Genomic DNA, 26,806 nt, shown 5'->3' with positions numbered 1-26,806 from the left:
GCTCGTGCCTGACGACGATTTTTCGAGTGACAGTTGCGGCGGGTGCGATCGACCCAGACCGGCAACAAGTGTCACTTATATGCGCGGGTGATCGCCTACGTGGGCGATGAATCAAAACCGTGGGGGTGCCAGGTGAAATCCGCCTGTGGATAACGCTCATGCACGTACGCGTCTGGGCCACGATCGACGCATGACGAGAAGAAAGTCGCTCCCGCCCCAATTACGCACCGGACCCCTCAGCGTGGAGGCTGCGCGTGAGCTTGGTGTCAGCCGCGGCAGATTGAGAGCGTCCGACCTGGAGATGCCGTTTCGTGGAGTGCGTGCGCCATCGGCAATGGTCGTCGAGCCGTTGCAGCGAGCGCAGGCTCTGGCCACCGTCCTTCCCCCTGGTCAATTCTTCAGTCACCAAACGGCCGCGCTTATCTGGGGAATGCCATTACCGTGGTCCCTCGCCAAAGACGTGGTCGTACACGTGGCTGCCTTCAAGCCCAACCGCCCGACGCGTCGGGCCGGCGTAGTTGCTCATCACCTGACGCCGGGGACGGCGACCACACGTCGATCGCGTGGCCTGCCGGTGACCTCGCCCGAGACGACCTGGGTTCAGCTCGCCCCGGTGCTCAACCTCTACGACCTGGTGGCGGTCGGGGACTTCATCCTGCGCGGCACCGACGAACTCGCGAAGTACGGATACAGTCCGGCATACACTCCGCTGGCGACGGTTGCCGAGCTCGAGTCAGCCACATCCTTGTGTCGCCGCGCGGGCGTCGCGAAGTTGCGCGACGCCCTCGGGAGAGTGCGTGACAAGGTCGAGTCACCGAGGGAGACACGGCTGCGGCTGACCCTGATCGATAGAGGCCTGCCCGAACCGGAAATCAACAGCGAGATCTATTCGGCGGCCGGAAAGTTCCTTGCCCGTGCAGACCTGAGCTACCCCGACTTCAAGGTGATCGTCGAGTTCGATGGGGAGCAGCATCGGCAGAGTCGCTACCAGTTCGACCGTGACATCGACCGCATCAGCGCACTCGAGGAAAACGGGTGGCGTGTCATTCGGATTCGCGAATCGTTGCTGCGCGATAACCCGGGCGAAGTTGCGCGCCGTGTGCGGGTCGCGCTGTTGCAGCGGGGCTGGACGCCGTCGGCATAACCTCGGCGGCGTTCTGGCAAGAATGACACTTGTTGTGGGTTGCCGTGGTGCGCACCCGCAACAGGTGTCCACTCGAACCTGCCTTCCGCGCGACCCCGAGGTGGAGTGACACTTGTGGTGGGTGATTTTGCTCGGGACCCGCTATAAGTGTCACTTGAACCGGGGACTGGGGCGCGGAGCGCCGGCCGCGGGTGGGCAGGGCGCTGTGCTCAGGCCAGACTGAGGGCCGGCCGGGCGGCGCGGCTGCGCACCGCGACCCTATCTCGCCGCTGCTCCCGCCACCGCCGGCTCGAGCGGCTCACCGTCGATGTCGGCCCGCGCCTGTACCTGTGGCCCTGCCGGGGTGATCGCCGCACTGCCCGCCTCCGCGAGGTGAAGGTCACCGCCCTCCTCATCCACGTAGAGCACATCCCCGGTGCGATTACCGGCCGAGCCGACCGCATCCGGTTCCTCACAGGACTTCGCATTCCACTTCTCGACGATCGAGTTCGTCATCGGGCTTGTGCAGTCGGCGAGGTACGCCACGATATTGCGGTCGAAGACGAGCCCCGGCAGCGGATCGATACGCACGGACCCACCCGAGAAGGAGTTGTTGCGCACGACCAGGTTCTCCGTTTTCACGTAGCGCAGGTCGGCGGCCGAGCCGCCCTGGCAGTTCGACGACTTCACGATGCAGCCCTGCACAAAGTTGGACTCAATGAGAATGTCCTTCATTCCGGTGCCCTTACCCGACGACAGGATGATGCCAGCGTTGTAACAGTTGCTGAGCTTGTTGGCCCTCAGCGTCACGTTAGTACTGTCGAAAACCTGCACACAGTCGGCGTGCAGCCCGTTGTTCTTGTTCTGGTCGTAGTCGCGCACCTCGTTGTTCTCAATCAGAACATCGGATGCTCCGCCCACCTGAATTCCATCGACGCTCGATCCACCCTCAAACAGACTGTTCGTGACTGTGACGTGGTGCGACCGAAGGAACAACCCGGTTCCAGACACGTGCACCCCCTCAAGTCGCGTGTCGACGGCTGGTTTGTTCACGTACATCACTCCGGTGACCGTGATGTCGCGCCAGGTTACCGATGGCACCGCGATCTTGAGCCGATCGAAGGTCGGCGTCGCGTCCGGTGCCGGGCCGACAAGCACGTTGGACTTCAGCGACTTCAGGTTCGCGCCCCCATTCAGTTCCATGCTGCCGTAGTCACCGTCGGCCAGGGTGATCACGTCGCCCTCACCGGCCTTGCCGAGCGCCGTCTCGAGGGAGCACGGCGACCCAGTCGAGCACGCCGACCCCGATCCTTTCGGTGCCACCTCGAGCGCATCCGAAGCGCCAAGCTTGCCCTTCGCGGTCAGGCGCGATCCGCTCGCACCGGCCGGGTCGAGTTCGTTCTTTACGACATCGAGCTCGGTTGATGGTCGTTCGCCGACCCCAGCGCCCGATGAGGTGGTGAGCTCGCCCGAGTTCGTCAGAACGTCCCACGCCACGGCCGCGAGTTTCTGCTGCCCAGAGGCCGACGGGTGGAAGTAGTCGATCGACGACACGTCATTTCCGGTGAACTCGAGGTCGAACGCCGCATCGTCATCCCAGATGCAATGCGGATGCGTTGCACACGCGTCGGCGAGCACGCCGTTGTAGGTCTCGATCAGCGCGGAGATGGCAGCTCGGCGGTCGACGTCTGCCTGCTCGGTGCTTGTCGCGTTGAACAGGATCGATCGGCACTGGGCGATCTTCTTCCACGTGGCGACGGCAGTGGGGTCGTCCTTCTTGGCGTCGATCAGGCGGACGAGGTTCGGCACCGATGACACGTACACCCGTGCGTCGGGGAGCCCGGTGGCCAGAGCGTTGAACGCCGCCGTGACGTTCTGCGTGAAGACGGGCTCTGGGGTCATTTCGTCGAACGACGGAGCGCAGGCGTCGTTCGCGCCGATCAGTACCGTGACGAGATCGGGCTCCAGTTCAACGGCTCGCACGGCCTGGTCAGGCAGGCTCTCAGCGCTTGCCCCGTCGCTCGCGATGATCTCGGTTGTCGGAACGGCGCCACTCGTTTCGCCAACACGTGCCGCGAGCGACTGCACCTGTGGGTCGGTCCCGGTTGACCAGGCCACCTCGGGGCAGCTTCCGCTGCGGTCGCACGCGTTCACCGCGAGGCTCATGGAGTCACCGAGGGACGCGATCTTTGTGATCTCGAATGGCGCCGCCGTTGTGGTCGGCGTCGCGGTCGGTTCGGGTGCCGGAGCCGAACAGCCCACGAGCACGAGTGCGATCGCGACGCAGGCGACCAGCATCCGTGTCGCGGAAAAAGACGTGGATCGTGTCGCTCGGTTCATGGGGTCCCTCGTTCCATCGGCCGTGCGGGTGGGTTCGGATCGGTGTGGGTTGTGTCTGTTGCGTCGACGGTGGCTGCCTGCCCCTCCGGCGCCGAGGGCTTGCGTGTCTGCTTCACGAAGTCGACGATCTGGGCCAGGTCGCGCCGGTAGGCCGGGATCGCCATGGCCAGCCCGAGCGGAACCAGGCCGGCAAGGCCGCCGGCCAGCACGTGCAGCACCGGGGGCAGGGCGAGCAGTGTTGTGGCCAGCGCCGCCGCGAAGGCGAACGGTACGAGAGCGGCCGGCCGCAGCACAGGAAGCACGACGTCGCGCCCGGTGACGAAGGTGCCGCGAATCGCCCAGGCGAACCCGGGCACGAGCACGGCGAGCGATGCGGTTCCGTAGGCGAGCGCGAGCCCGTTCACGCCGTTCCACCACAGCCCGACGAAGAACGACCCGATGATGATCGGTCGCGACACGAGGTAATACACCAGCTGCCGGTGCGCACGGCCGAGCGAGATGTAGATCCAGCCCTGCACGTTGCCGATCGCCTGAGCGACGCCGGCGATCGTGAGGAGCGCGAAAATCGCGGCCGTTTCGTCCCACTGCGGTCCGAGAAGCAGAAGGACGAGCGGTTGCGCCAGCGCTGCGGCAATCGCAAACGCGGGCAGCGTGAGGTAGGCGATCACCATCAGGGCGGCCCGAATGTACCGCCGGTAGCGTGGTCCGTCATCCTGCAGGCGGCTCAGCACCGGCAGCGCGACGCGACCGAGCGGCCCGTTGAGCTGCTGCAGCGGAAGCATGAACAGGGCGTACGCACGCGAGTACTGGCCAAGCACGTCCGCGCCGAGCTGGCGCCCGATCACCACGTTGTCGACGTTGCGCGCCAGATAGTTGAGCAGCTGCACCCCGAAGATCGAGCCTCCGGTGGTGAGCAGCGGGATCACCTCACGGTCGACGTGCGGCCGACCCCAGTGCGGGCGCGCCGCCGACCAGAGCGCGATCAGCCGGTAGACACTCGCGGCACCGGTGAAGACGACGAGTGACCAGACGCCCCAGCCAGCGAGCGCAGCGGCGATCGACAGGCCGACCCCGAGTGCCATCGAGAGCACGTCGATGCGGGCGAGCACCCCGAACTTGAGGTCCCGCTGCACCTTGGCCTGCAGCGGCATGGCGAGCCCGTTGATCAGCAGCGTCGGCGCCACAGCAATGCTCAGCAGCACGAGCTGCTGCTCGTTGTAGATCGCCGCGATCAGCGGTGCGCACAGGGCGATCAGCACGGTTCCGAGCACGCCGACGGCCGCGCTGAGCCAGAGCACGCTCGACCAGGTGCGGTCGTTCAGTCTTTTGGCCTGGATGATCGCGCCGGTCATGCCGAAGTCGCGCACGAGGTCGGCGATACCGACGATCGCCATGATCATGGCGATGAGGCCGAAGTCCGCGGGGTCGAGCAGCCGCGCGAGCACGATGGTCGACACCGTCTGCAGCAGCGCTTTCGACCAGGTGCCGCCCATCGTCACGAGGACACCGCGGCTGGCCTGATGGCCCAGATTCTCCAGAGAAGCGGATGCCTCGGCGGACGCAGCCGGGTCGGCTCGCGTCGAGTGCGGGGTCGGCACGCGCGGCGGCCTCATGCCCGGCTCGTCTCATCACGGTTCCAGCCGGGGGAGCGGCCGCGCCGCTCGGACACCGCGGCGAGCATGAGGGGAACGCCGTATCCGACGCAGTAGATCAGGAACGATGGCCAGAGTCGTGGCCGGACGGCGACCCGGGCGAGAAGGTTGCGGTATCCGGGGCGCCCGGCTGAGCCGGCATTGCCGCGCCGGGGCGCAGGCACCGGGCTACCCGTCGCCAACGCAACCTCGGCTCGACGCGCGAGCTGCCGGTTGCCGGCGGCGATTCGGGTGGCGCGGCGAATGTGTGCCCGCAGTGTTGCCGGCGCGCGCACGACGAACTCTTCATCGAGAGTGAGCCGTTCGGACGGCGCGAACAGCTGCTGCACAAACCGGTCGTCGGCGATCACCTCGGGGAAGGCGCCGAATCGTGCTCTGCCCTCGGCCGACAGCGCGTAGATTCCCGAGCCGACGTGCCCGGCCCCGCGGTAGTCGCTGAGCTCCCAGACCCGGTAGTGCGCGCGCGCCGCCCAGCTCGACGCCGAGGTGTCGACCCGCAGCCGCGGTGCCGCAACGAGCGGCCCGCCCGGTGTGGTCAGCGCGTTCCGAAGAGCGTGCAGGGTGGCGGCGGAGACCTCAACGTCAGCGTCCAGGTAGGCGCGTGGAAAGAGGTCGCCTGCCGCGGTGTCCCCGGCGTTGAGGGCAACGATCTTCGACGGAATCTGTGTCTCAACCACTCGCAGGCTGTCGCCCGCCGCCGCCCGTGCAACCGCAACGGTGTCGTCGGTGCAGGCGTTGGCTGAGATGACCACGCGCAACGTGGCATCCGCTCGCAAGAATTTCAGCAGCCGGGGGAGCACCGCCTCCTCGTTGTGTGCTGGAATCACCACGCTCATGCTCACGACGTCAGTCCGTCCGGCGACGGCGGGCACGGAGCCCGCCGTCAAGTGGCCGGGCCAGCACCTGCCCCGATGCTGGCCCGACCACGCTTTCGCGCGTCGGTGCCTCGGTGAGCACCCACGCGCCGACCCCAAGCAGGATGAACAGAAGCATGAAGGTCTGGAAAAAGCCGAAGGCGTCGTAGAAGAACATCGCCGTGCCGTACCCGACGATCGAGATGGCAAGCGCAAGCGCGAGCGCCGTGTACTGCGGGGTCTGTGTGGGCTGAAACGCGTAGGTGAACAACCGGAACGTCGGAATGAGCAGCAGGGCGAGCACACCGAGCACGCCGAGGGCACCGACCTCCATCAGCGTGCCGAGCCACTGGTTGTCGAGAATGAACGAGTTCGCCGTGTCACCGATGACGATGCGGGAGCCGAGCCCTGAACCGAAGAACGGCTGCTGGGCCACAATCGCGAGCGCCGGTTCGAGGTCGGCCAGGCGGCCAGCGCCGGTGAACCCCGGCGACGTTTTCTGTGAGGCGATGAGTGAAGCGGGGTCGAGGAATCCGCCGAACATCGCCTCGAACGGCTTGGGGATCACGGCTGCAGCGATCATCACGGCGGGCAGCGCGAAGCTCGCCAGCACGATGCCGAGGATCGGTCGAACGACCAGGAGGAGCACAAACATCACGGCGAGCGTCACGACGGCGGTGCGTGAGACGGCGGCGGCCACACCGAACAGTTGCAGCGTAACGATGCCGCCGAAGAAGATTCTGCGGTTGTAGATGTTGTGCGGCCAGGCCGCGTACTTCGCGAGGTACAGCGCGATCGGGATGAGCATGCAGAGCATGACGCTGAGGGCGATCGGATGCTGCGCTGACGCGTACGCGCGCGCTCCACCCGCGCGGAACGCTTCGGTTTCGTCCCGCAGCATCTCGAGCGGGAGCACGGTGGCGAGCTTCATGAAAATGTTCTGGTGGGTGACCTTTTCGACCAGGGCGAAGAAACCGACGATGCCGGAGAAGATCGTGAGGGCGGTGAGCAGTGTGTTCACCGTGCGTGGTGAGCGCAGCAGCTGCCGGGTGAGATAGAGCAGCGACACCACGATGGCGTAGTTCCCGAGGGCGCCGACGGCACCGGATGCGAGGCCCTCTTCGGTGATCTCTGTTGCGTTGGCCGCGACAGAGACGATCATCGTGAGAAGCCAGATGATCAGCGGGGTGCCGAATGCGATCGGTCGCCAGGTGAAGGTGGGGTCGATGAGCAGCGCGACACCGACGAGCACAACGAGGATGGCGATTGCCAGGCGGTATGGTTCGAGGGCGAACGGCAGCGGGATGGGGATGGCGTAACGCCGCACCGGGATGAACAGCACAACGGCAGCGAGGACGGTCAGGGCGATTCCCGATCGGCTGGGGCGAAAGTTGAGGACGAGATCCCGGACGCGCTCGCCGATGAGCTGTCGTGGGCGTTGCCCATCGAACCCTGGCTCGTCGAACGGTGCCGGGGCGGTCGACTCCCCGGCAGCGCCAGGCGTCGAGAGGGTGGTCATGTCGACCTAGACGAGTGCCGGTTTGTCATCGGACCGCTCCGGTTCGTCACCGGACGGTTCGGCGATGCTGCCGTGCTCTGACGCCCCGCCGACGGCATCGGTCGATGCGGGTTCGCTCGGGTCGACCGCTGGGCCGGTCGCCGGGTCATCAGCGGGCGGGGACCCATCGGCCGGAGCCTCTGCCACAGTTGCGGACCGCGCGCGACCGGCGCGTCGTTTCTCGCGGCTGACCCGCACGTTGTAGAGCACGAAGATGAGTGCGATCACGAGGAGGAGAACGCCGAAGGCCGTGAGGATCACCGGAATCAGCGGGTTGCTTCCCTCAACCTCGGTCGCTTCGCTCTCGCGCAGCGTCTGCAGTTGCACCCGTTCACCCTCGGGAAGTGCCGTGGCGTCCTGCTCGGCGCGGACGTACTCCTGGAAGACGGTGTTCGCTGCCCGGGAGATCTCCTCGGCCCGGGCGGGGGACTGCGCCGAGCCGACGATGTCGAGGATGGGCAGGGTGAGGCGACCGGGGAACTGCTCGTCGCCAGCCGGCTGGGTGGTGCGTCGAACGGCGGTGACCTGTTCCTCATCGGCCAGGGTGCCGACGACGCCCTCAACCCGCGTGCGGATCTCGGAGCCGGACACGATGTACGCGTAGACGACGGTCGTCGAGACGAGGTCGCGGGTGACTGTCGGTGTCACGCCCTCCTGCACCGGAGCGCCAGGGATCACCGACTGGTAGAGCGGTTGTTGCGGACTGCCGACGAGCACCGTCGTCGACGCCCGGTAGGTCTGCACGGCGCGGGGCTGCAGTTGTCCGTCGACGTAGCTGTAACCGACGACGCCGCCGACCACAGCGGCGATGATCACCCCGACGAGGAGCAGCCACTTGTAACTCCAGAGCACCCGCAGGTAGAGAGGAACGTCCATGAAATTTCGGCTTTCTCTAAAGCGGGACGGGGGGCCCCGGCGTTGGACGGGCCGCTGTGCCTGTTCTCCATCGTGCGGGCTGAATGTAAAATTGAGGAACCCTCAGGATTACGAGTATATTAACAAGCGGTCGGTTGTGGTTCAACCGGGCAGCGGGACTTGTATATTTCATGACGGTTGCTCACGTGCCTCTCGAGGATGCGATCGACAGCACCCAGCGGGAGGAAACATGACGCAGTTGGGGAACGACCGCCCGGTGCCGCGAGCAGGCGCCCGTCCGCTGTCTGTGCTGTACAGCTTTCCCCACGCCTTCGGCAGCCCGGGCATCGGAGACACGGCGTGGAACCAGGTCCACGAACTGGTTCGTGCCGGCCACCACGTCACCCTGGTCACCGCGAGTGTCGCCAGGTCGGTTCCCCGGCTGCGCACGCTCGAGCAGACCATGGTTGTCGGTGGGCGTCGGCTGCCACACCGCGCGGTCGGCCGAATGCGAGCATTCGCGTGGCACGATCTTCGAGCGGCCGCGCTGCTGAATCGCGGAACGTTCGACGTTGTACACACCTGGCCACTGGCATCCGCTCGCACGTTGCTCGCCGCTCGCGCCCTTGGAATTCCGGGCATGCGGGAGGTGCCGAACACGCACACCGCGCATGCGTTTGACGTTGTTGGGCGCGAGTACGCCAAGCTGGGACTCGCAGTGCCGAGCGGTTTCTCGCATCACTTCGACGGGGATCGACTCGTGCTCGAGGACCGTGAGTACGCCGCGGCGCACGGGCTGCTCGTTCCGTCAGACGCTGTGGCCGACACCTTTCTCGAGCGCGGCTTTGACGGCTCCCGGCTGATGAGGCACAGGTACGGGTTTGACCCGTCGGTGATCCGGGTGCCGATCCGTGACGACCCGGCGAGGCCGTTCACCGCCGTGTTCCTCGGCCGGTGCGAACCACGCAAGGGACTGCACTACGCGCTCGACGCCTGGCTTGCCTCGAAAGCAAGCGAGACCGGGCGCTTTCTTATCTATGGCAACTTCGTTCCCGGGTACCGCGAACTGCTCGGCCCGCTGCTTGCGCACCGGTCGGTTGAGCTTCGAGGGTTCACCGACCGGCCGGCGAAGGCCTACGCGCAGGCCGACATCCTGCTGCTGCCGAGTATCGAAGAGGGCAGCGCTCTCGTCACATACGAGGCGCAGGGCGCAGGCGTCATCCCGCTCGTGTCGCGGGCGAGCGGCGCCGTTGTCGAACACGCCGTCAACGGCCTCATCCACAACCCGGGCGACGTCGCCATGCTCAGTTCGCAGATCGACCTCGTTTTCGGCAGTGCACGCTGGCGGCGCGCCCTAAAACAGGGTGTGCTCGCGCACGCGCCGACCCTGACCTGGCAGGCCGCGAACGTCGTGCTCGTCGACCTGTACCGGCAGGCCGTCGCCCAGTTCTCACCCGAGGACTATGCGGCACGACCCGGCGAGTTGCACCCGGGCACCGGCGAGTATCCTGAGCTCGCCCACGGGATTCCTGGCACTGTGACGTCGATCGACTCTGCCGTCCTCCCGCGAGCGGAAACACAGCGACCATCGTCGTGGAGCAGGATGCATGACGCTTCCGGCTGACGTCACACTCATTCTCTGCTCGAGGGAGCGTCCCGACCTGCTGAGGGACGCTCTCGCCTCGGTCGCGACAGCAACTCCGGGAGCGGTCGATGTGCTTGTCGTCGATTCCGGATCAACAACGGATGCCACGGGGCGCGTTGCAGGGGACGCCGGTGTTCGCTGCGTGCGCACGAACGTCAGCGGGCTGAGCATCGCTCGAAATGTTGGCCTTCGGGCGTCGGATCGTGAGGTCGTCGTGTTCACCGACGACGACTGCCTGGCAACGGCCGGCTGGATCGACGCCCTGGTGCGGCACTTCGACGCGCCCGACGTCGGTGTTGTCACCGGGCGAATGCTCGACCACACCAAGGTCGGCTCGGACGAGCCCTACCGCCACAAGGCTCGGTTCACCGACGTCGCCGATGGCCTGGACGCCGGCCACGGTGCACTGATGGCGTTCCGGCGCGCGCCGTTGCTCGAGCTCGGTGGTTTCGACGAGGTCCTCGGGGCCGGACGGAAGCTGGCCGGCGCCGAAGACCTCGACGCGTTCTGCCGGATGATCGACGCCGGATGGCGTGTGGTTCACGAGCCCGCCAGTGTCGTTCACCACGTTTACACCCGGGTTGGCGAGAACTATCGCCACCTGCTGCACGGCTACGGCCTCGGCATGGGAGCGCTCGCCAACAAATGGAGCCGCATCGACAATGCCATCGGCCGGGTGATGCTCTCCGTCGTGCTCTCTCGGCAACTGCGCAAAGCTGTCCGCGCTTTGCCACGCCGGCGCGCTCGTGCTCGGGCCGAACTGGCCATGGCGACGGGCATCGTCCGCGGATTTCGGCTCGCCTCCCGGCTGCGGCTCGACGGCAAGCTGTTCACCGATCCGCAACGCCCAGAGCCGATCCTGCTGCCTGGCCGTGCCGAGCGCGAGGCCGGCGGCGACCTCCCCGGGGCGGCATCGACCGCCGTGACCGCGTCCGAAAAGGGGCAGCTCGATGCCTCGTGACCCGTTCGATGACCCGGTGTCGGTTGTGCCGTTGCGGGTGCTCGACGAGAAGTTCCTGGCCAACGAGGTGGCCTTTCGCCTGGCACGCCCCGCGCTCACCATGATCGTGCCAGGGGATACGCTCCGGCGGCCAGACGGCAGCATCGACGCCGAGCTGATCCGGCGGATCGTGGCGGAGCGCCACGTCGCGATCCCCGCGACGTCGCAGCGATTGATGCGGGTCGTGTTCGGCCTGGCCACCCCGGCGTGGGTACCGGCGAACTCGGTCGACCTCGACTGGCACGTCACAGTTCTTCCCGGTGTGCACCCGGCCGGCCCGAACGCGCGCGTGCTTTCCGGCTCGTCCAACCGGCTGGACGCGAAGCGCCCACTGTGGTCGATCATTGCGGCTGACCTCGGTGACGGTCGCATCGCACTGGTCAGCATGATCCACCACTCCGTCGGCGACGGCATCGCTGGGATCACCATGATCTCGGGCCTCCTCGCGGATGAGCCGTCCCTGCCCGGCACAGGTTTTGCCCCAAAGCCCGTGCCGGTCGGCCGGGCACCACGCAACCAGGTCGAGCTGCTGCGCGGGCACTACGCATCGTGGCGGTCGAGGCACAGCACGCGAGCAGACGCGGTTCAGGACTTTCGGCGGAAGCCCCTGCGGAAACGGCTCAAGCGCACCGGCGGGCGCCTGATCCGTCCGCTCAAGAACGCCTACCTCGTGCGCTCAGGGCTCGCCGAACGGATGATTCCAACCCACTCCGCGCGCATGCTCCTCCTTCCGGCGGTCAGGGTTCGGCAGCTGGCCAAACACCTCGGTGCGACCCCGACGGTGCTCACGGTGTCGGCGGCGTTCGTGGCGCTCGCCGCCCTCGACCCGGGCGCGCCGCGGTACGCGCTCACCGTTCCGCTGTCGCTCGATCGTGAGGCCGCCGCACGCAATCACATCTCGATGGTGCGGTTGGTGATCGACGCAACAGACGATCTTGCCGGCCTCGTGGCATCCGTTTCTGAACAATTGGGCAGAGCGGTGAAGTCGGGTGAGACGAACACTGTGTCGCCGCGCGACTGGGCTGGCTACGCCTCGCACCTGCCGATGCACTCCCGGCCGCAATATTTCGGCCCGGCCGAGGTGACGTCGATCACGCTGTGGCCGACCCTCGACCTCGACGACCGCATCGCGGTCTTCACCACAACGTACGCCCGCAGTTTCGCGATCGCCGTGCTCGCGCGGACCGATGTTGACATCGATACCGCGACGGATGCTGTCGCGCGCGTGTTCGACATCCCTCCCGACCCTGCGGACGTCGGCGCAACCCACCAGGAAGAGGTGCCCCGTGGCAGCTAGAGGAGTGCGGGGTGTGCTTCGGTCGGTGCTCGACCCGCGGACGGCGCTGCAGATGGTGCGGGTGGCGCACTTTTACGCGTACAGCCATGTGCAAGAGGTACGGAAGCTCAACCGCGGCACGGCGGTATCGTTTGCGCCGACTGTGTCGTTTCGCAACGCTGAGCGGATCTACCTCGGCTCCGGCACACACATCGGTGAGGGCAGTGTGATCTGGGCAGGCAACTCCACGTCGCGGGTGATCCTCGGCGAGAAGTGCCTGCTCGCACCGAACGTCACAATCACCGCGTCGAACTACGGGATCGTTGAGGGCACGCCCGTGATGGACCAGCCCAAGATCGAGAAGGACATCGTGATCGGGCCCGGCGTCTGGCTCGGCGCTAACGTTGTGGTCACGGCGGGGGTGACCATCGGGGCCGGGGCGATCGTCGGGGCCGGGGCCGTTGTCACGCGCGACCTGCCGGCGAACTGCATCGCGGGCGGGGTTCCCGCGAGGGTGATCGGGCATCGGCCAGCCGCGCCAGGTGAACAAGCGCCGACGGTTCCGGCCGCTGCCTTCGATCGGGCGGTTGCCCCGTGACCGCGCGCCCGTCGGTCTCGGTGATCATCGTCAACTACAACACCCGCGACCAAACCCTCGAGTGCATCGAGTCCGTCTACGCCGAAGCGGGAACATCGTTCCGATCGGGGCCGCCGTTCCCGCCTCCACTCGAGAACCTCACGGTGATCGTGGTCGACAACGGGTCCGTCGATGGCAGCGCCGCTCTGATCCGCGAACGATTCCCGGCGGCGGTCGTGATCGAAGCGGGAGAGAACCTGGGCTTCGCTCGCGGGGTGAACCGGGGTGTTGCGGCATCGGCCGATGAGTACGTTCTGCTGCTCAACCCCGACACCGTCGTGATCCCGGGCTCGCTGCGTGCGCTCGTCTCATTCGCGGTGCGGAATCCGGCATACGGGCTCTACGGCGGACGAACGCTGCGTCCCGACGGATCCGTCGACCCGAGTTCGGCCTGGGGTGAGCCGACGCTGTGGTCGCTCACGTCGTTCGCGCTCGGGCTGTCGACGCTGTTCAAACGATCGCTCCTCTTCGATCCAGAGTCGCTCGGCGACTGGAAGCGCGACAGTGTGCGCGAGGTGCCGATCGTCACCGGATGCCTGGCGCTGATTCGCCGCGACACCTTCTCGGCGATCGGCGGCATGGACGACCGGTTCTTCCTCTACGGCGAGGACGCCGAATTCTCGGCGCGCGCTCGCCGCTTCGGGCTGCGTCCGGTGATCGTGCCGAGTGCGGTCATCGTGCACGACGTTGGCGGGTCGACCGGCGATCCCGGCCGCAAGATGAGCCTCGTGATGGCGGGCAAGGCGACACTGCTGCGTCGGTTGTGGACACCCGGCCGGGCGCGGGTCGGGGTCGTGCTGCTCCAGCTCGGATCGCTCGTGCGTGGTGCGCTCGAAATTGGAATTCGCAGTCGAAAGCGCACCTGGCTGACCGTCTGGCGAGCGCGAGCGGCCTGGCGCACCGGTTACCCCGACGCGGAGGCGGCGCTGTTCGGGCGGACGTCCCCTGCTCGTCGCGACCCGGACCGGCACCACGACCGTAAGCGGGGTGCCCGCCCGCTCCGGGTGGAGGCCGAACCGGCGTTCCGTACCCGACATGCGAACCCGTACAACGCTCGGCTGTACTCGGCGATGTCGCCAATCGACGTCGACGTTCGAGATCTCAGTTACGTGCGCCTGCTGCTTCGGCGCACCGATATCGTGCACCTGCACTGGCCAGACCTCACCTTTCTGTCCGGTCCGCGCCGGTGGCGACAGGTCGCGCGCCTCGCGCTGTTCTTCTCCTTCCTCCGGGTCGCGCGGCTGCGGGGAACAAGACTCATGTGGACGGTGCACAACATCTCGTCGCACGAGAACCGGTCAACCCCGGGCATCCGCGCCTGGTACTCGCGGCTCCTGCTGGGCAACGTCGATGGCATTCTCGCGCTGACCACCGACGGCGTGAGCGCCGCCCGCGCCGCGTACCCCGAACTCGATAGCGTTCCGGCGTTCGTCACTCCGCACGGCGACTACCGCGACAGTTACGACTTCGGAGTGTCGAAAGCCCAGGCCCGCTCGGCCCTCGGAGTTCGTCTTCCGGAGGATGCGACGGTGCTCCTCAGCATCGGCCAGATCCGCAGCTACAAGAACGTGCCGCACCTCGTTGACGTGTTCGCCCGTCGCGCGGTTCGCGTTGCTGCCGGACCCGAACCCGACACCGGCCCGGGAGAGATCCTCGCCATTGCGGGGAAGCCGGCGGATGGTGTTCTGCGGGACGCCATCGTGGCATCCGCTTCGCACTCGGATGCTGTGGTGCTCGACCTCGCGTTTCTCGCCGATGAGCGACTGGCCACCTGGCTGCGTGCCGCCGACGTTGTGGTGCTGCCGTACTCCCGGATTCAGAACTCGGGATCGGCGGTGCTTGCGCTCAGCGCCGACCGCCCCGTCGTCGTTTCGGCGATCGGCGCGATGACCGAGCTGCAGCAGCAGGTCGGCGCGGACTGGGTGTTCACCTTCGACGGTGAGCTCACCGCCGACGTGCTCGACGATGTCGCGGTGTGGCTCCGTGATACCGACCGGGGTGAATCCCCGGATCTCTCCGCCCTGGCGTGGCCCGCCATTGCCGCGCAAACTCTCGCCGCCTACCGCGCGGTCGTGGGCGCCCCGCGCCCACCGAGAAAGGACTGATTTCTCATGACCACCCGCACTGTCGACGGCCGTGCGCCGTCCAAGCCACGCCGCCGCGTGGCATCCGTAATTCTTGGCATTGTGGCGCTGGCGATCCCGTTGGGGATCTCGACTCCAGCGTGGGGTGCCGAGACGATTCCGTCGGTGATCGCGTCGCACGAGGCGAACCTGCCGCCGGTGTCTGCGGGGTCAGCGAATCGGGCGTGGGATGGGCCGGCCGTCGCGGTGATCGATAGTGGCGTGAGCATTCACACGGATCTGAACGTTGCGGCGCAGGTCAATTGCACGGGGACCGGAACGGCGACGGATGCCAATGGGCACGGAACAGGCGTCTCCGGTTTCATCGGTGCGATTGACGACGACAAAGGGATTGTTGGCGTCGCGCCGGGTGTGCCGATCTATTCGATCCGGATCCTGGACGCGAAGAACAGGGGAACGCCGGACATGTTCACCTGCGCGGTGAATTGGTTGAAGGCGAACGCGGCCAGGTACAACATTCGGGTGGCGAACCTCAGCCTCGGGTATCCGGGAGCGGATGACGGAAACTGTGGCCGAAGCAACGGTGATCTGGCGCACGCTCAGATCTGCGACCTCACCGCGGCGGGGATCGTGGTTGTGGCCGGTGCGGGCAACAGCGCCGCTGACCTCGCAGGGACCGTGCCCGCTGCCTACGACGAGGTGTTGACGGCGACCAATGTCGTGAATTACGACGGCAGGCCGGGCGGGGTTGGAACTCCGAACTGCCCTGGCATCACCGCGCCGGACGACAGGCCGGCGTCGAAGAGCAACTATGCGGTGTCTGCGGCCGACAGGGCGCACACGATCGCCGCGAACGGGACGTGCCCGTACACGACCAAGAAGGGCAACGGCTACGACTTCATCCAGTCGGGAACGAGTATGTCGAGTGCGGCGGCGACCGGGGTTGTGCTCAACTGCCTGCGGCCGAGCGGAGCCTGCGTTGGCAAGACGGTGCCCCAGGTGCTGCAGACGGCGATCGGGCAGGGCCAGGCTGCTGCGGCGAACCGTAGTCGGGTCTACGCCGGTGACCCGCTCAGCCAGGTCGGCAACAAGTACTTCGGCTATTTCGCGTCGACGGTGCCGGCGGGGACAGTGCCGACGCCGACGCCGACGCCGACGCCCACACCGACTCCGACGCCCACGCCGACTCCGACGCCCACCCCAACTCCGACGCCGACCGACACAACGAAGCCCACCGTCGCCATCACCTCGCCGGTGTCTGGTGCGACGGTCTCCGGAACGGTGCCCGTCCGGGCAACGGCGAGTGACAACGTCGGCGTCACCGGAGTGACTTTCTGGGTCGGAACCGTGCGGGTGGCGACCGGAGTGCAGGTCTTACCGGGAGTGTGGGAATCCACCATCAACTCGACGGCGTACCCGAACGGAAGCTATCAGGCCACGGCTCGGGCGACGGATGCACGCGGCAATGTCGGCGTGAGCGCAGCGTTGTCGTTCAGGGTCGCTAATTAGCGGGCGAAGGATGCCTATTCTCAAAATCGGCGTGGCTCGGCGGCCCTTCCCGCTCCGTGCTGCGAGCTACCAGCTTGTCGAGCCGATCCCCGAGCATCAGACACTCTCCAGCGTTGCAGCCTCAATCAGGATGCCGCGAGGAACTCAGCCGGCACCCGTCCGATGTCAATAGGAATGTCATAGTCGCTGCTCGGAGGCGACCACGGTGCGCTCGAATTTCCCGGCCTACCGTTGATCCAGTCCGGAACGGGCAGTGCATCGGCGTTGAGGCGGTACTCGCAGAGCGCCGCGATGGCTGTGTCCCACTCTGCCGAGCCCGTTGAAGCGGGCTGAGCCAGGGTAAGGCCAACGCGGGTCGCACCACGCTCAGCCTCGAGGTTGTCAGCGAGCTGCAAGAAATGCCGGAATGCAGCGTGGCTGTTTCTACCCGTCGCCCTGTGCTCGCTACGGAGAACGGCTTGCGGATCGAGCAGCCTGCGCGAGGGTCGATGCGGACATCGGATCACCTCTGACGTTTTACGAATTAGTAAAAGTAGGCCGTGTTTTTGCCTCTTCGGTGATGTGGGGTCCAAATTTGAGGTGCGCTTGTATCGAAGCTAGGGTGCGACGGCCGGAGCCGGCGCGTCAATCGCAAGCTTCACGCCGATCGCCCCGAGGAGTGTGCCGGTAACCCACTTCTGCCACCGAATCCACATCGGCTTGCGCTGCAGGAACGTGGCGATCGACCCCGCGGCCAGAATGATCGCGCCGTTCACCGCGACGCCGACAAGGATCTGAATCGCGCCAAGCTGGAATCCTTGCGCCACGATACTGCCAGCGGCGGGGTCGAGGAATTGCGGAATGAGCGCCAGATAAAGGATCGCAACCTTCGGGTTGAGCAGGTTTGTCAGGAGGCCCATGCGGAAGAGCGTGCCGAAGGAGTCGCGAGGGAGGTCGCTGGTCTCAAACAGCGACGTGCCACCCGGGCGAAGCGTCTTGTAGGCCAGCCAGAGCAGGTAAACGGCGCCAGCAACCTTAAGGACGATGAAAAGCCACGGGACGACGAGGAATACCGCCGCAAGACCCAGGTTGGCCATCACCATGTAGACGACGAAACCTACTGCGGTGCCCGAGAGCGACATCATGCCGGCGCGCCAGCCCTGGCTGATACTGCGCGAGACGAGGTACATCATGTTCGGCCCTGGAGTGAGGGCCAGCCCAAGCTCGACGAGGGCGATGCCGAGGGCTGCGGTCAGCGAGATCATGCGGCTTCTTTCGCGAAGGAGATCGGTGTGAGCATCCCCATCGATGCGAAGTTGCACTCAGTCTGCCACGGGCTGTGACTTCACAGCCTTAAACCAAAGGCCGACTCGTCTTCATGAGTTCTTTCGTGGGGAGCGTCGCGATTCAGCCACTGACTCATCAATTCCACGCCGGTCGCAAATTCGTTCCCGTTCGGGTGATTGAGAAACGCATGCTTAGAACCGCTGATCAGGTGTCGCTCGACCGATGAACCTACAGCTTCCAGCTCGGCTACAAACAGTTCGGCCGATGGACGCATGCCGTCGCGCTCAGCGATGAGGTGGAGAGTCGGCGGGAAACCCGTGAGGTCGCCGCCGCCCGGGAAGGCGTAGCAGTCAGCACTGGCCGGTGCTCTTCCCAGATAGTTGCGGTTCATCAGATTGAGCGCCCAACGCGAATGAGTGAAACGCCGATGCCCTCGCGGTCGGTGACCTTTTTCCATCGTCGCGGGGTGCGTTCGGTGGAAAAAACCGTAGGCGAGGAGCACACCAGACAGTTTGCCGCCCTCGTCCTGATAGCGAAGCGCTGCTCCTGCCGCGATACAGGCGCCCGCGCTGGCACCGCCGAGAACTATCGCATCCCCGACGCTGTTGCTCAGGCGCTGCACCACGGCGAGAACGTCGCCCACTGCAACCGGGTACCGGTTCGAACGCTTCTGTCGAGAACCGAGCCACCCGAGAAGAGGAAGGGGTGCCAGACGATAGTCGACGGTGACGACGGGATACCCCTGCCGAGCCAACGCATGTGCAACGCTGTCCGCCTCCGGTTGGTTGAGGCTGCCTCGAAAAAATCCTCCACCGTGTAACCACACGACGGTAGGCGCCAGAGCGTCGCTTCCCCCGGCCACCGGCGAATAGCGGCGCACCGGAACCGGCCCGAAAGGGCCATCGATCTCGTCGTCCTGCACCGTCACATCCATCCCGCAATTATGAAGGGTCCTCGAGGCGGCACACCGCAGGGCGGGGGAGTTCCGCCACTAAACTGAGGCCCGTGGCAAAACTGTATTTCCGCTACGGCGCGATGAACTCCGGCAAAAGCACGGCCCTCCTGCAGGCGGCGTTCAACTATGAGGAGCGGGGCCACGAGGTGCTCCTCGCCAAGCCCGCTGTCGACACCAAAGGCGACAACAGTATCGAGAGCCGCCTCGGTGTCTCACGTGCGGTCGATTTCATTATTGAACCGGATGCTGACGCCTACGACATCTTTTCCCGTCACCGCGCGAAGACCCTCGCGGAAACAAACACCGACGTGTCGTGCCTGCTCGTTGATGAGGCGCAGTTCCTCACCGACGCCCAGGTCGATGACCTCCTTCGAATCGCGCTGCTCGAGTCGATTCCGGTGATGGCTTATGGCATCCGTACCGATTTTCAGACCATGGCATTTCCCGGAAGCCGTCGCTTGCTTGAGGTCGCTCACAGCCTCGAAGAGCTGAAGACGATATGCCGGTGTGGGCGCAAGGCCATCTTCAACGGGCGCCGACTCGGCGATCGGTTCATCTTTGACGGCGACCAGGTTGCGATCGACGGTGTCGAGGTCGCCTACGAGTCACTGTGCGGGGTCTGCTACCTGCAGGAGTCGGGCGGAAAGCTCGCCCCGCGACCCTCGCGATAACCGCGCGGAGCCGAAGGCCGAGATGTCGCTTCAGCTCAGCGGCTGAAGGGGAACCGCTAGACCGACGCTTTCGCGTGAACGGTCGACGGTGAGACGCCGCCTTCGGCGAACGTGGGCTTCTTGCCGCGCAGTCGGCCAATCAGCAGAACGACTCCGACGACAACGAGGCCGAGCAGCAATCCGGCGATCGCCGAAACCGTTGTGTCGCCCAGCCACACCACGAGGCCGCCCAACGGCTCGAGTGCATGCTCAATGCCGTGGATGAAGTCGCCGATGAACGGCACTCCCACCTCGTCGAGGTTGATGAGGACCAGGTGGCCTCCGACCCAGAGCATCGCGACGGTGCCGACGACGCTGATCACGCGGAAGACCGCTGGCATTGAGCGGACAATTCGCACACCGGTGTGCCGAACGCGTCGGTTATCGTTTTTGACCATCTTCAGACCGACATCGTCGATCTTTACCAGCAGCGCGACGGCGCCGTACACAATGCCGGTCATCAGGAGCGCGATCACCGCGAGCGCGGCGAGGGTCATCCAGAAGCCCATGGCCGGATCGAGGTTGGAGAGGGAGATGAGCATGATCTCGGTGGACAGGATGAGGTCGGTTCGCACGGCGCCACCGACGAGCCTCTTCTCATCGCGTGAGCTCTCATCGACGTGGGCGTGGTGCAGACCGAACCACTCGAGCACCTTCTCAGCGCCCTCGAAGCACAGGTACGCACCACCGACGATGAGCAGGTACGGCAGAACCCAGGGTGCAAACTCCGTCAGCAGAAGCGCGACCGGGATGATGAAGATGAACTTGTTCCGGAGGGAGCCCAGAGCGATTTTGCCGACAACCGGCAGCTCGCGCGCTGGTGTGAGACCCTGCACGAACTGCGGGGTGACAGCGGCGTCGTCGATCACAACACCGGCCGCTTTTGATGAGGCTTTCAAAGCGGCGCTGAGGATGTCATCAACGACAGCGAGCAGACCTACCGACATGTGGCTCCTTATGGGGATCAGGAAGTCAACTCTAATCGACCCGCACCGGGTGCCGGCAGCAAACAGCTCGTCGCGCTATAGTGCCCCAGCATTCCCGGTGGCCGAGTTTCTCCTCGAGTCAGCTGATGGAGAAGTCGATAGTTGCCGACAGCTCACGTGGCCGCAGCTGGTATGGCGGTCGCACGTCCGGGCCGCATGACCGTGACCCCAGGCCGTGCATCGCCAGGTCCAGGATCAGGTGGGCGTGCGTTGGCGTCGGCAACTCGTGCGGATGCGCGGCGAGATCGAGCTCCTGCGGGCTCCACGCACGCAGAGAGAACCCGAGGTCCCCGTGCACACGGCGAATCCGCACGATCGTCTCGGTCGACGGAGAGCTGAGCGCCAGGTCACGAAGGTCCGAGCGGTGTCCAGCTTCCTGTGGGTGCACTTGCGGATCCACAAGCTCGTTCATCGGGCGCTGATGGCGCGACAGGAAGGCACCTGAACGCATGTCCGGGTAGCTCTCCTGCGGTCCCAGCCCAAACCATTCCACATCCCACAAGAGATTCGGCAGCGCGAGGTGCAGACCCACCCGTGGCCAAAACGTGTCCCAGGTGCCACGCGGGCTGATTCGAACGTCGAGCCGGGCTGTGTTCGCGTCGATCTGCGTCCATGAGCGAACGCAGTCAATCGCCGCAGCTGATCCCGCTGCCCCCCACCGTGTGTGGGCGGACGCCGAGAAGTCGGACAGTGTGGACCCCACGGATGACGACACGAGCCGATTCAGTCCGGCATCCTGCCATCGGTCGGCTGAGGACGGACCTCGGAGCCCTGACCCGGCTCCGAGCGTGGCCTCCGGCGCGGCATGAAGGTAGTCGATTGGCCCGTGTCCGCGGTCGTTGTCCGTTGGCGCACGCCATGCGATGAGACCCAGGTCGTTCACGGGCACAGTGCCGATCCTCAGCAGCCCGCCGTTGGCGGGGTCGACAAGCGTTGGGCCGACAACGAGATCCGGCTCCGTTTGTTCGGTTCGCTTCGTCTCCGACGCTCGAACTTCGCCGCGCTCCGAGCCAGACGGGTCCGACACGTACTGGTTCAAGGGTGCTTGGCTGCGGTGGATGAGCGCGCCCGTCAGCCACGCAGGCGCGGTTGCCCCGTGACGAATCTCAAGCGTGAGCCAGTTCTCCCCTGAGGTGCCGCGAGAGGCGTCCGATACCGCAGATGAAAGCTCGCTTGTCGCCGCGAGTCGGCGTCCGGACGAGGGCGGGATGGATTCGAGGGCGAGGACGCCGTCCGCCTGTGCCACGCCGTCGCGCTCGATCCTCCACACGATCTTCAGGGATTCTGTTGTGGTGTGGCGGAGGTCGGAGCTGACGTGAATAGCGCCGTTCTCCCAGCTCGACCGAACGGGCGCGACGCTTTGAGCCCAGTCCAGAAGACCCGATGAGACGAACCCGTCGGCCGAGACGAGTCCGTCGGCAATAAACGTGCCATCGTGTACGACTTCGCCGAAGTCGCCCCCGTATGCGAGGTAGGGGCGGCCGTCCTGTGTTGTGGTTTTCAACGCGTGGTCGCGCCATTCCCACACGAACCCGCCCGCCATACGTTCGTTCGACTCGACGAGGCGCTGATAGTCGGCGGCTCCGCCCGGTCCTGTCCCCATCGCGTGAAGGTACTCCACCATGAGATAGGGGAGTGTTCGCGCGCGAGCGGCCTCCGCCTCGGTCACGTGAGAGGCAGGATGGTGTGAGACGGCGATTGGGCCGTTGTCGGCGAGGAACGCTTCGATTTCCTCAAGGGCCGGGTACATCCGCGAATAGATCTCGGTGTACTCAGCGCGGTGGTCACTCTCGTAGTGCACAAGCCTGTCAGGGTCACGATGTTTGACCCACGCTGCCATCGCTGCGAGGTTGGACCCCTCACCGCTTTCGTTTCCCAGAGACCACGAGAAGATGCTCGGGTGATTCTTGTCGCGCTCAACAGTCCGCTCGATGCGGTCCATGAAGTGTTGCCGCCACGCCGGATCATCGCTGGGGTTGCCCTCCCAGTGTGCGAGCTCGAACCCGTGGGTTTCGAGGTCACATTCGAGCATCACCCAAAGCCCGAGTTCATCGGCGAGATCGAGCAATCGAGGGTGGGGTGGTGAATGCGCCGTACGAATTGCGTTGACGTTGTGTCGCTTCATCAGCTCGAGATCTGCCCGAGCGGATGCTTCATCGAAGACGCGACCGCGTTCGGAGTGAATCTCATGGCGGTTGACACCACGGATGTTCAGCGGCCTCCCGTTGGCGCGAAGGACCCCGTTTTTCACAGTTACGCTTCGGAAGCCGGTCGCGAAGGCGACCGACTCGCCGCTCGACGTGAGGGTGACCTCATACAGAGCCGGACTCTCGTCTGACCAGGGAAGCACGGACGGAATCTTTATCGTATGCACCTGCGAGGGGTCAGCGAAGGTGGCGTCCACCCCGAGGGCCGCAATCTCAAGGCGGATGGGCCAGGCAACGGATTCCGCCCGGATATCTGGGTGCAGAGTTCCGCTGCCGGTTTCGGGGTCGAAGGACGTGCGCACCCAGACATCGTCGATGCAGCCCTCCGGGCGGTGACGCAGGGTGACGTCCCGGAAGATACCCGGGAGCCACCACTGGTCCTGATCTTCGAGATACGTCCCAATCGACCATTGCCGCACGAGGATCCGAACCGAGTTTCTGCCAGGCACCACAAGATCGCTGACGTCGAGCTCGTGGACGAGGCGCGAGCCAAGGCGAGATCCGGCTCGCGTTCCGTTGACCCACACCTCGGCGTGGGATTCGATGCCTTCGGTGCGGAGGAAGACCCGCCCGGTGCCGAACCAGTCCGCCGGCACCTCCACAGAACGCTCGTACTCCGCTGTCGGGTTGTTGTCCGGAACGCTGGGCGGGTCGAGGGGAATCGGGTAGACGAGGTTTGTGTAGATGGGATTCCCGCGGCCGGAGTTCGCTGGAAGAACCCAATGGCTGGGCACCGTGATCGAACCGTCACCCCTGGTACTGCCGCAGTTCAGAAGTTGGAATCTCCACTCTCCATTCAGCGTTATCTCGCCGGCATTGCTGCGCACGTGCGAGGACGGCGCTACGACTCGTGTGTACTCGGGTTGCGGAATCACACGAGCACTCAAGTCGTAGGTTCCTTTTCAGTCCGTTCAAGAGCCACGATGATCACCGGCGCGTTCCCTGGCGGCACAAGCACCACGTTGTCGGCGTCTGCCGAACGAATCGGCAGCACCGTTCCGTCCATAAGCCGTGCTGAGGTGAATTCCCGGGGGAAATGCAGCTCGACCTCGGGCGTGTGCTCGCCAGTTCCGGCGATTCCGAAGGCATAGACAACCTCAGCCCGCCGGGTTGCTGCCCAGCTCAACACGTCCGAGGACAGGGCGACGTCTTCGGCCCGCGAACCGTACACCGCCTTCCCGTTGGCATCGAGCCACTCGCCGAGTTCGGCCAATCGCTGTGCGACGGGACGTGACAGGTGACCTGTCGCGTCAGGGCCAACACCGATGAGGTAGTTGCCCCCGCGAGTCACTACGGCTGCGAGCTCTCGGAGAATATCCGCAAGGGGCCTCGCCGCCTCATCGCGCACGATGGAACACCAGTGATCAGTCATGGGAATGCAGGATTCCCACGGGCTGCTGATCGGCTGCGGCGGGATCACCTGCTCGGGTGTCCGATACAGCTCGTATGGTCCATGCACTGTGCGATCAACAATCAGAAGATCAGGCTGAGCGGTCAGAGCGTTGGCGGCCAGGCTTGGCATATCGATCGGTTCCGCGGGCTCCCGCACCCATCCCGCATCCAGCCACAACACGTTCACTTTTCCGTAGTGAGTCAGCAGCTCCTCAATTTGGGCGTGCGTGTAGTCAACAAAGGAGCCCCACTGCCGTGGGCGCTCGGCGATGTCATAGTTGTGGAAACGATCGGAGATGGGCTCTGCGCGATCCCAATAGCCCGGGTGATTCCAATCAGCTTTGGAGAAGTAGACCCCCACCTCGAGGTTCTCCTCGCGGAACGCGTCGAACGTTTCACGCATGACATCACGTTTGAGGCCGCTGCCCTCTGACGTGGACTTGAAACTGGAGTAGCGCGTGTCATACATCGCGAACCCGTCGTGGTGCTTCGCGGTGAAAATCATGTACTTCGCGCCGCTGCCAGCACATGCAGCAGCCCACTCGGCGGCATCGTAATCCGGGCCGGAGAACGCCCGCATCTGGTTGTTGTACCAGTCGTGGTACTCCGCGTCGGTGCCCTCCCAGTCCGCGGGAGGGTCAGTGAAATCTCCCAGGTGCTCGCGGTGAAGTGACCATGAGCCCGCTTGCCCAATGTGCGAGTAGATACCCCAGTGAATGAGCACGCCGACCTTGAGGTCACGCCAATGCTCGAGCGCAGAAAGTGTTTCCGGGTTAGTCGGCCATTCATAGTCGACCTCATCGGTGCCGAGGTCAATCTCGACACCTTCGATCTGAGGTGCTGTGCTGTGTGAATCGGTCATTAGAACTTCAGGCCTCCTTCTTCCACACCTTTGAAGAAGTACTTCTGGGTGAAGAAGAACACAATTGCGATGGGCACGAGGGCGGCGATCGCTCCCGCGAGGACAACACGGTAGTCGGTGCCGAACGAGGACTGCAGCTGGGCGATCCCCAGCATCATCGTCGTGTTGCCCGAGGACTGTGTGATCAGGAGTGGCCACAGATAGTCCTGCCATGCCGCGATGAACGCGGTGAGTCCGACAACCGTCAGCGACCCCTTCACCTGCGGCAGGAAGATGTACCAGAACCGGTGCCATTCGCCGGCGCCGTCGAGGAGCGCTGCATCCTCGACTTCGTCGGCAATGCCCAGGAACGCCGCCCGCATGAGCAACAGGTGGAAGGGGCCGAGCATCATGGGGAGCCAAATACCGGGCAGCGTGTCATAGAGCCCGAGATCGCGCACCTGTGCGTACAGGGACAACATGATCGACTCGAACGGGAAGATCATCGTGGAAAGCACCACGACGAGGGCGATGCCCCGACCTTTCCAACCGCGGCGTGAAAGCATGTATCCGCCGACTGTCGACAGAATGAGCGCGGACACCACGGTGAGCCCGCAGACGATTAACGAGTTTCCGATGAAGCGGACGATTTCGGTCTGGGTGAACAGCTGGACGAAAGCGTCGAGCGACCACTCGCGGGGGATCAGGCTTGCTCCCTGTCCGAAGACAGGTTCGCCCGGTGCCTTGAACGCGGCCATGAGCGGGAGGAGCAGGGGTCCCAAAAGAAGCACGCCGACAACGCTGAGAATCACGTATCGGAGCGCGAGCGCCTTCCCCTGGACGGTGCCGAACCCGGCACGGCCGCGGCGGCGACGAGATGTGAGCGCGGCAGTTGTCATTGTTCTTCCGCCTTTCGGTTGAGGCGCTGACTCATCAGGAGCAGGCCGAGCGTGAGAAGGAAGAGGAACACGGAGCCCGCAGCGCCCTGGCCGAGAGAACCGTATGTCGGGTCGAGGCCGACAGAGCGAATGTACATAGTGAGCGTCTGCGATTCGCCGCCGATGCCGCCCGATCCGTTCGACAGCAGATGCACCTCGGTGAAGATCTTGATCGAGCCGATCATTGTGAGGATTCCGACGAGCGACATCATGATGCGCACTCCAGGGACGGTCACCGTGAAGAAACGTCTGATCGGTCCAGCGCCGTCCACAGCCGCGGCCTCGTATAGCGAGCGGTCGACGTTGGACAGGGCTGCGAGGTAGAGAACCATGTAATAGGGCAGCCCCTGCCAGAGCGTAACGGCCATCGCAGAGAAGAGAAGGAACCAGCGCCCGGTGAGGAAGGGGAGCGGTTCACTGATGAGTTGCAGATCCATCAGCGTGGTGTTGAGTGTGCCGTTGTCTTTCAGGATGGCGGTCCACGCGAGCGAGACGACCACGAGAGAGCTGATGGCAGGAATGTAGAACAGCGACCGGAAGAAACCGATGCCGGGGATGTGGTCTTTGAGCAGCACGGCCAGCAGAAGCGGGAGCGCCACCATCAGTGGAACCACACAAATTGCGTAGACAACTGAGTTGAGGACCGCGTTCCAGAACACCGGGTCGTTGGCGAGGAACTGGTAGTTCTCCAACCCCACGAAATCCCCGTTGCCGGAGAGCGGGCTCGCGTCGGTGAAGGAGAGGAAAATGATGTTCAGGAACGGGTAGAGGTAGAACGCAGCGACGACGCCAATGGGAGCGAGAAGCCACAGCAACGGCATCCACGCTGGACGGAATCGGGCGGCGCCGTTGAGGTCTTTGCCGCTCGTGCGTGGACGTTTCTTCGTCGCCCGCTCTGTTTGTCGCGGCGGTCGCTTGACATCAGTCAGGGTTGCCATGTTCCTTCATTCGATCGAAAAAGTGGTGGGCGCCGGGAAT

21 protein-coding genes are annotated in these 26,806 nt (G+C 65.1%); 8 read left to right on the top strand and 13 right to left on the bottom strand.

Annotated features, from left to right (window positions below; genetic code table 11):
* Positions 1-190: 190 nt before the first annotated feature.
* Complete coding sequence (locus D9V28_RS12355; RefSeq protein WP_121660035.1) at positions 191-1,144, top strand: endonuclease domain-containing protein; 954 nt, start codon at positions 191-193, stop codon at positions 1,142-1,144.
* Between the two features lie 258 nt (positions 1,145-1,402).
* On the opposite strand, the gene D9V28_RS12350 is transcribed toward D9V28_RS12355, so the two are convergent.
* From D9V28_RS12350 to D9V28_RS12330, 5 genes are read right to left on the bottom strand one after another with little or no spacing between them, the layout of a single operon-like run.
* A complete protein-coding gene (locus D9V28_RS12350; RefSeq protein ID WP_121660034.1) occupies positions 1,403-3,463 on the bottom strand; it encodes a GDSL-type esterase/lipase family protein in 2,061 nt (686 codons plus the stop codon).
* Positions 3,460-5,076: a lipopolysaccharide biosynthesis protein gene (locus D9V28_RS12345; protein ID WP_121660033.1), complete on the bottom strand. Its 1,617-nt coding sequence runs from the start codon at positions 5,074-5,076 to the stop codon at positions 3,460-3,462. The genes D9V28_RS12350 and D9V28_RS12345 overlap by 4 nt, the downstream gene beginning before the upstream one ends.
* Positions 5,073-5,951, bottom strand: coding sequence for a glycosyltransferase family 2 protein (locus D9V28_RS12340; protein WP_229728152.1), 879 nt, complete (start codon positions 5,949-5,951; stop codon positions 5,073-5,075). The genes D9V28_RS12345 and D9V28_RS12340 overlap by 4 nt, the downstream gene beginning before the upstream one ends.
* Positions 5,952-5,961: 10 nt before the next feature.
* Positions 5,962-7,488 (bottom strand): O-antigen ligase family protein, encoded by a 1,527-nt coding sequence (locus D9V28_RS12335; protein WP_121660031.1) that lies wholly within the window; start codon positions 7,486-7,488, stop codon positions 5,962-5,964.
* A 6-nt stretch (positions 7,489-7,494) separates the two neighbouring features.
* Positions 7,495-8,403: a YveK family protein gene (locus D9V28_RS12330; RefSeq protein WP_121660030.1), complete on the bottom strand. Its 909-nt coding sequence runs from the start codon at positions 8,401-8,403 to the stop codon at positions 7,495-7,497.
* A gap of 229 nt (positions 8,404-8,632) precedes the next feature.
* Between D9V28_RS12330 and D9V28_RS12325 the strand changes: the two genes are divergently transcribed.
* Genes D9V28_RS12325 through D9V28_RS12300 form a run of 6 tightly spaced genes read left to right on the top strand, consistent with a single transcriptional unit; the run spans position 8,633 to position 16,533 of the window.
* Complete coding sequence (locus D9V28_RS12325; protein WP_183086524.1) at positions 8,633-10,006, top strand: glycosyltransferase; 1,374 nt, start codon at positions 8,633-8,635, stop codon at positions 10,004-10,006.
* A complete protein-coding gene (locus D9V28_RS12320; protein WP_121660028.1) occupies positions 9,990-10,988 on the top strand; it encodes a glycosyltransferase family 2 protein in 999 nt (332 codons plus the stop codon). Before D9V28_RS12325 ends, D9V28_RS12320 begins: the two co-directional genes overlap by 17 nt.
* Complete coding sequence (locus tag D9V28_RS12315) at positions 10,978-12,324, top strand: wax ester/triacylglycerol synthase domain-containing protein (protein WP_121660027.1); 1,347 nt, start codon at positions 10,978-10,980, stop codon at positions 12,322-12,324. The genes D9V28_RS12320 and D9V28_RS12315 overlap by 11 nt, the downstream gene beginning before the upstream one ends.
* On the top strand, positions 12,314-12,901 hold the full coding sequence (locus D9V28_RS12310) for an acyltransferase (protein WP_229728013.1): 588 nt from the start codon (positions 12,314-12,316) through the stop codon (positions 12,899-12,901). Before D9V28_RS12315 ends, D9V28_RS12310 begins: the two co-directional genes overlap by 11 nt.
* Positions 12,898-15,045: a glycosyltransferase gene (locus D9V28_RS12305; RefSeq protein WP_121660026.1), complete on the top strand. Its 2,148-nt coding sequence runs from the start codon at positions 12,898-12,900 to the stop codon at positions 15,043-15,045. The genes D9V28_RS12310 and D9V28_RS12305 overlap by 4 nt, the downstream gene beginning before the upstream one ends.
* A gap of 6 nt (positions 15,046-15,051) precedes the next feature.
* On the top strand, positions 15,052-16,533 hold the full coding sequence (locus D9V28_RS12300) for a S8 family serine peptidase (protein ID WP_121660025.1): 1,482 nt from the start codon (positions 15,052-15,054) through the stop codon (positions 16,531-16,533).
* A 125-nt stretch (positions 16,534-16,658) separates the two neighbouring features.
* Here D9V28_RS12300 and D9V28_RS12295 read toward each other — a convergent pair whose 3' ends face one another.
* From D9V28_RS12295 to D9V28_RS12285, 3 genes are all read right to left on the bottom strand, one after another.
* Positions 16,659-16,928 carry a hypothetical protein gene (locus D9V28_RS12295; RefSeq protein ID WP_121660024.1) on the bottom strand — a complete coding sequence of 90 codons (270 nt, stop codon included), beginning with the start codon at positions 16,926-16,928 and terminating at the stop codon, positions 16,659-16,661.
* A 201-nt stretch (positions 16,929-17,129) separates the two neighbouring features.
* Positions 17,130-17,777 carry a LysE family translocator gene (locus D9V28_RS12290; protein WP_121660023.1) on the bottom strand — a complete coding sequence of 216 codons (648 nt, stop codon included), beginning with the start codon at positions 17,775-17,777 and terminating at the stop codon, positions 17,130-17,132.
* 80 nt (positions 17,778-17,857) lie between these two features.
* Complete coding sequence (locus tag D9V28_RS12285; RefSeq protein WP_121660022.1) at positions 17,858-18,733, bottom strand: alpha/beta hydrolase; 876 nt, start codon at positions 18,731-18,733, stop codon at positions 17,858-17,860.
* Between the two features lie 71 nt (positions 18,734-18,804).
* On the opposite strand from D9V28_RS12285, the gene D9V28_RS12280 reads away from it, so the two are divergent.
* Positions 18,805-19,425 (top strand): thymidine kinase, encoded by a 621-nt coding sequence (locus D9V28_RS12280; RefSeq protein WP_121660021.1) that lies wholly within the window; start codon positions 18,805-18,807, stop codon positions 19,423-19,425.
* 56 nt (positions 19,426-19,481) lie between these two features.
* On the opposite strand, the gene D9V28_RS12275 is transcribed toward D9V28_RS12280, so the two are convergent.
* The 5 genes from D9V28_RS12275 to D9V28_RS12255 form a co-directional block, all read right to left on the bottom strand.
* Positions 19,482-20,411, bottom strand: coding sequence for a DUF808 family protein (locus D9V28_RS12275; protein WP_121660020.1), 930 nt, complete (start codon positions 20,409-20,411; stop codon positions 19,482-19,484).
* Between the two features lie 118 nt (positions 20,412-20,529).
* Entirely contained in the window at positions 20,530-23,484 is a 2,955-nt protein-coding gene (locus D9V28_RS12270) for a glycoside hydrolase family 2 TIM barrel-domain containing protein (RefSeq protein ID WP_229728156.1), read from the bottom strand.
* A 56-nt stretch (positions 23,485-23,540) separates the two neighbouring features.
* On the bottom strand, positions 23,541-24,911 hold the full coding sequence (locus D9V28_RS12265) for an alpha-L-fucosidase (protein ID WP_121660018.1): 1,371 nt from the start codon (positions 24,909-24,911) through the stop codon (positions 23,541-23,543).
* A complete protein-coding gene (locus D9V28_RS12260; protein ID WP_121660017.1) occupies positions 24,911-25,789 on the bottom strand; it encodes a carbohydrate ABC transporter permease in 879 nt (292 codons plus the stop codon). The genes D9V28_RS12265 and D9V28_RS12260 overlap by 1 nt, the downstream gene beginning before the upstream one ends.
* A complete protein-coding gene (locus D9V28_RS12255) occupies positions 25,786-26,766 on the bottom strand; it encodes a carbohydrate ABC transporter permease (RefSeq protein ID WP_121660016.1) in 981 nt (326 codons plus the stop codon). The genes D9V28_RS12260 and D9V28_RS12255 overlap by 4 nt, the downstream gene beginning before the upstream one ends.
* Between the last annotated feature and the right edge of the window lie 40 nt (positions 26,767-26,806).

Source organism: Mycetocola zhadangensis (assembly GCF_003668565.1).
GTDB lineage: Bacteria > Actinomycetota > Actinomycetes > Actinomycetales > Microbacteriaceae > Mycetocola_A > Mycetocola_A zhadangensis.
The sequence above is the reverse complement of the archived record's forward strand: the minus strand, read 5'-3'. Positions and strand labels throughout refer to the sequence as shown.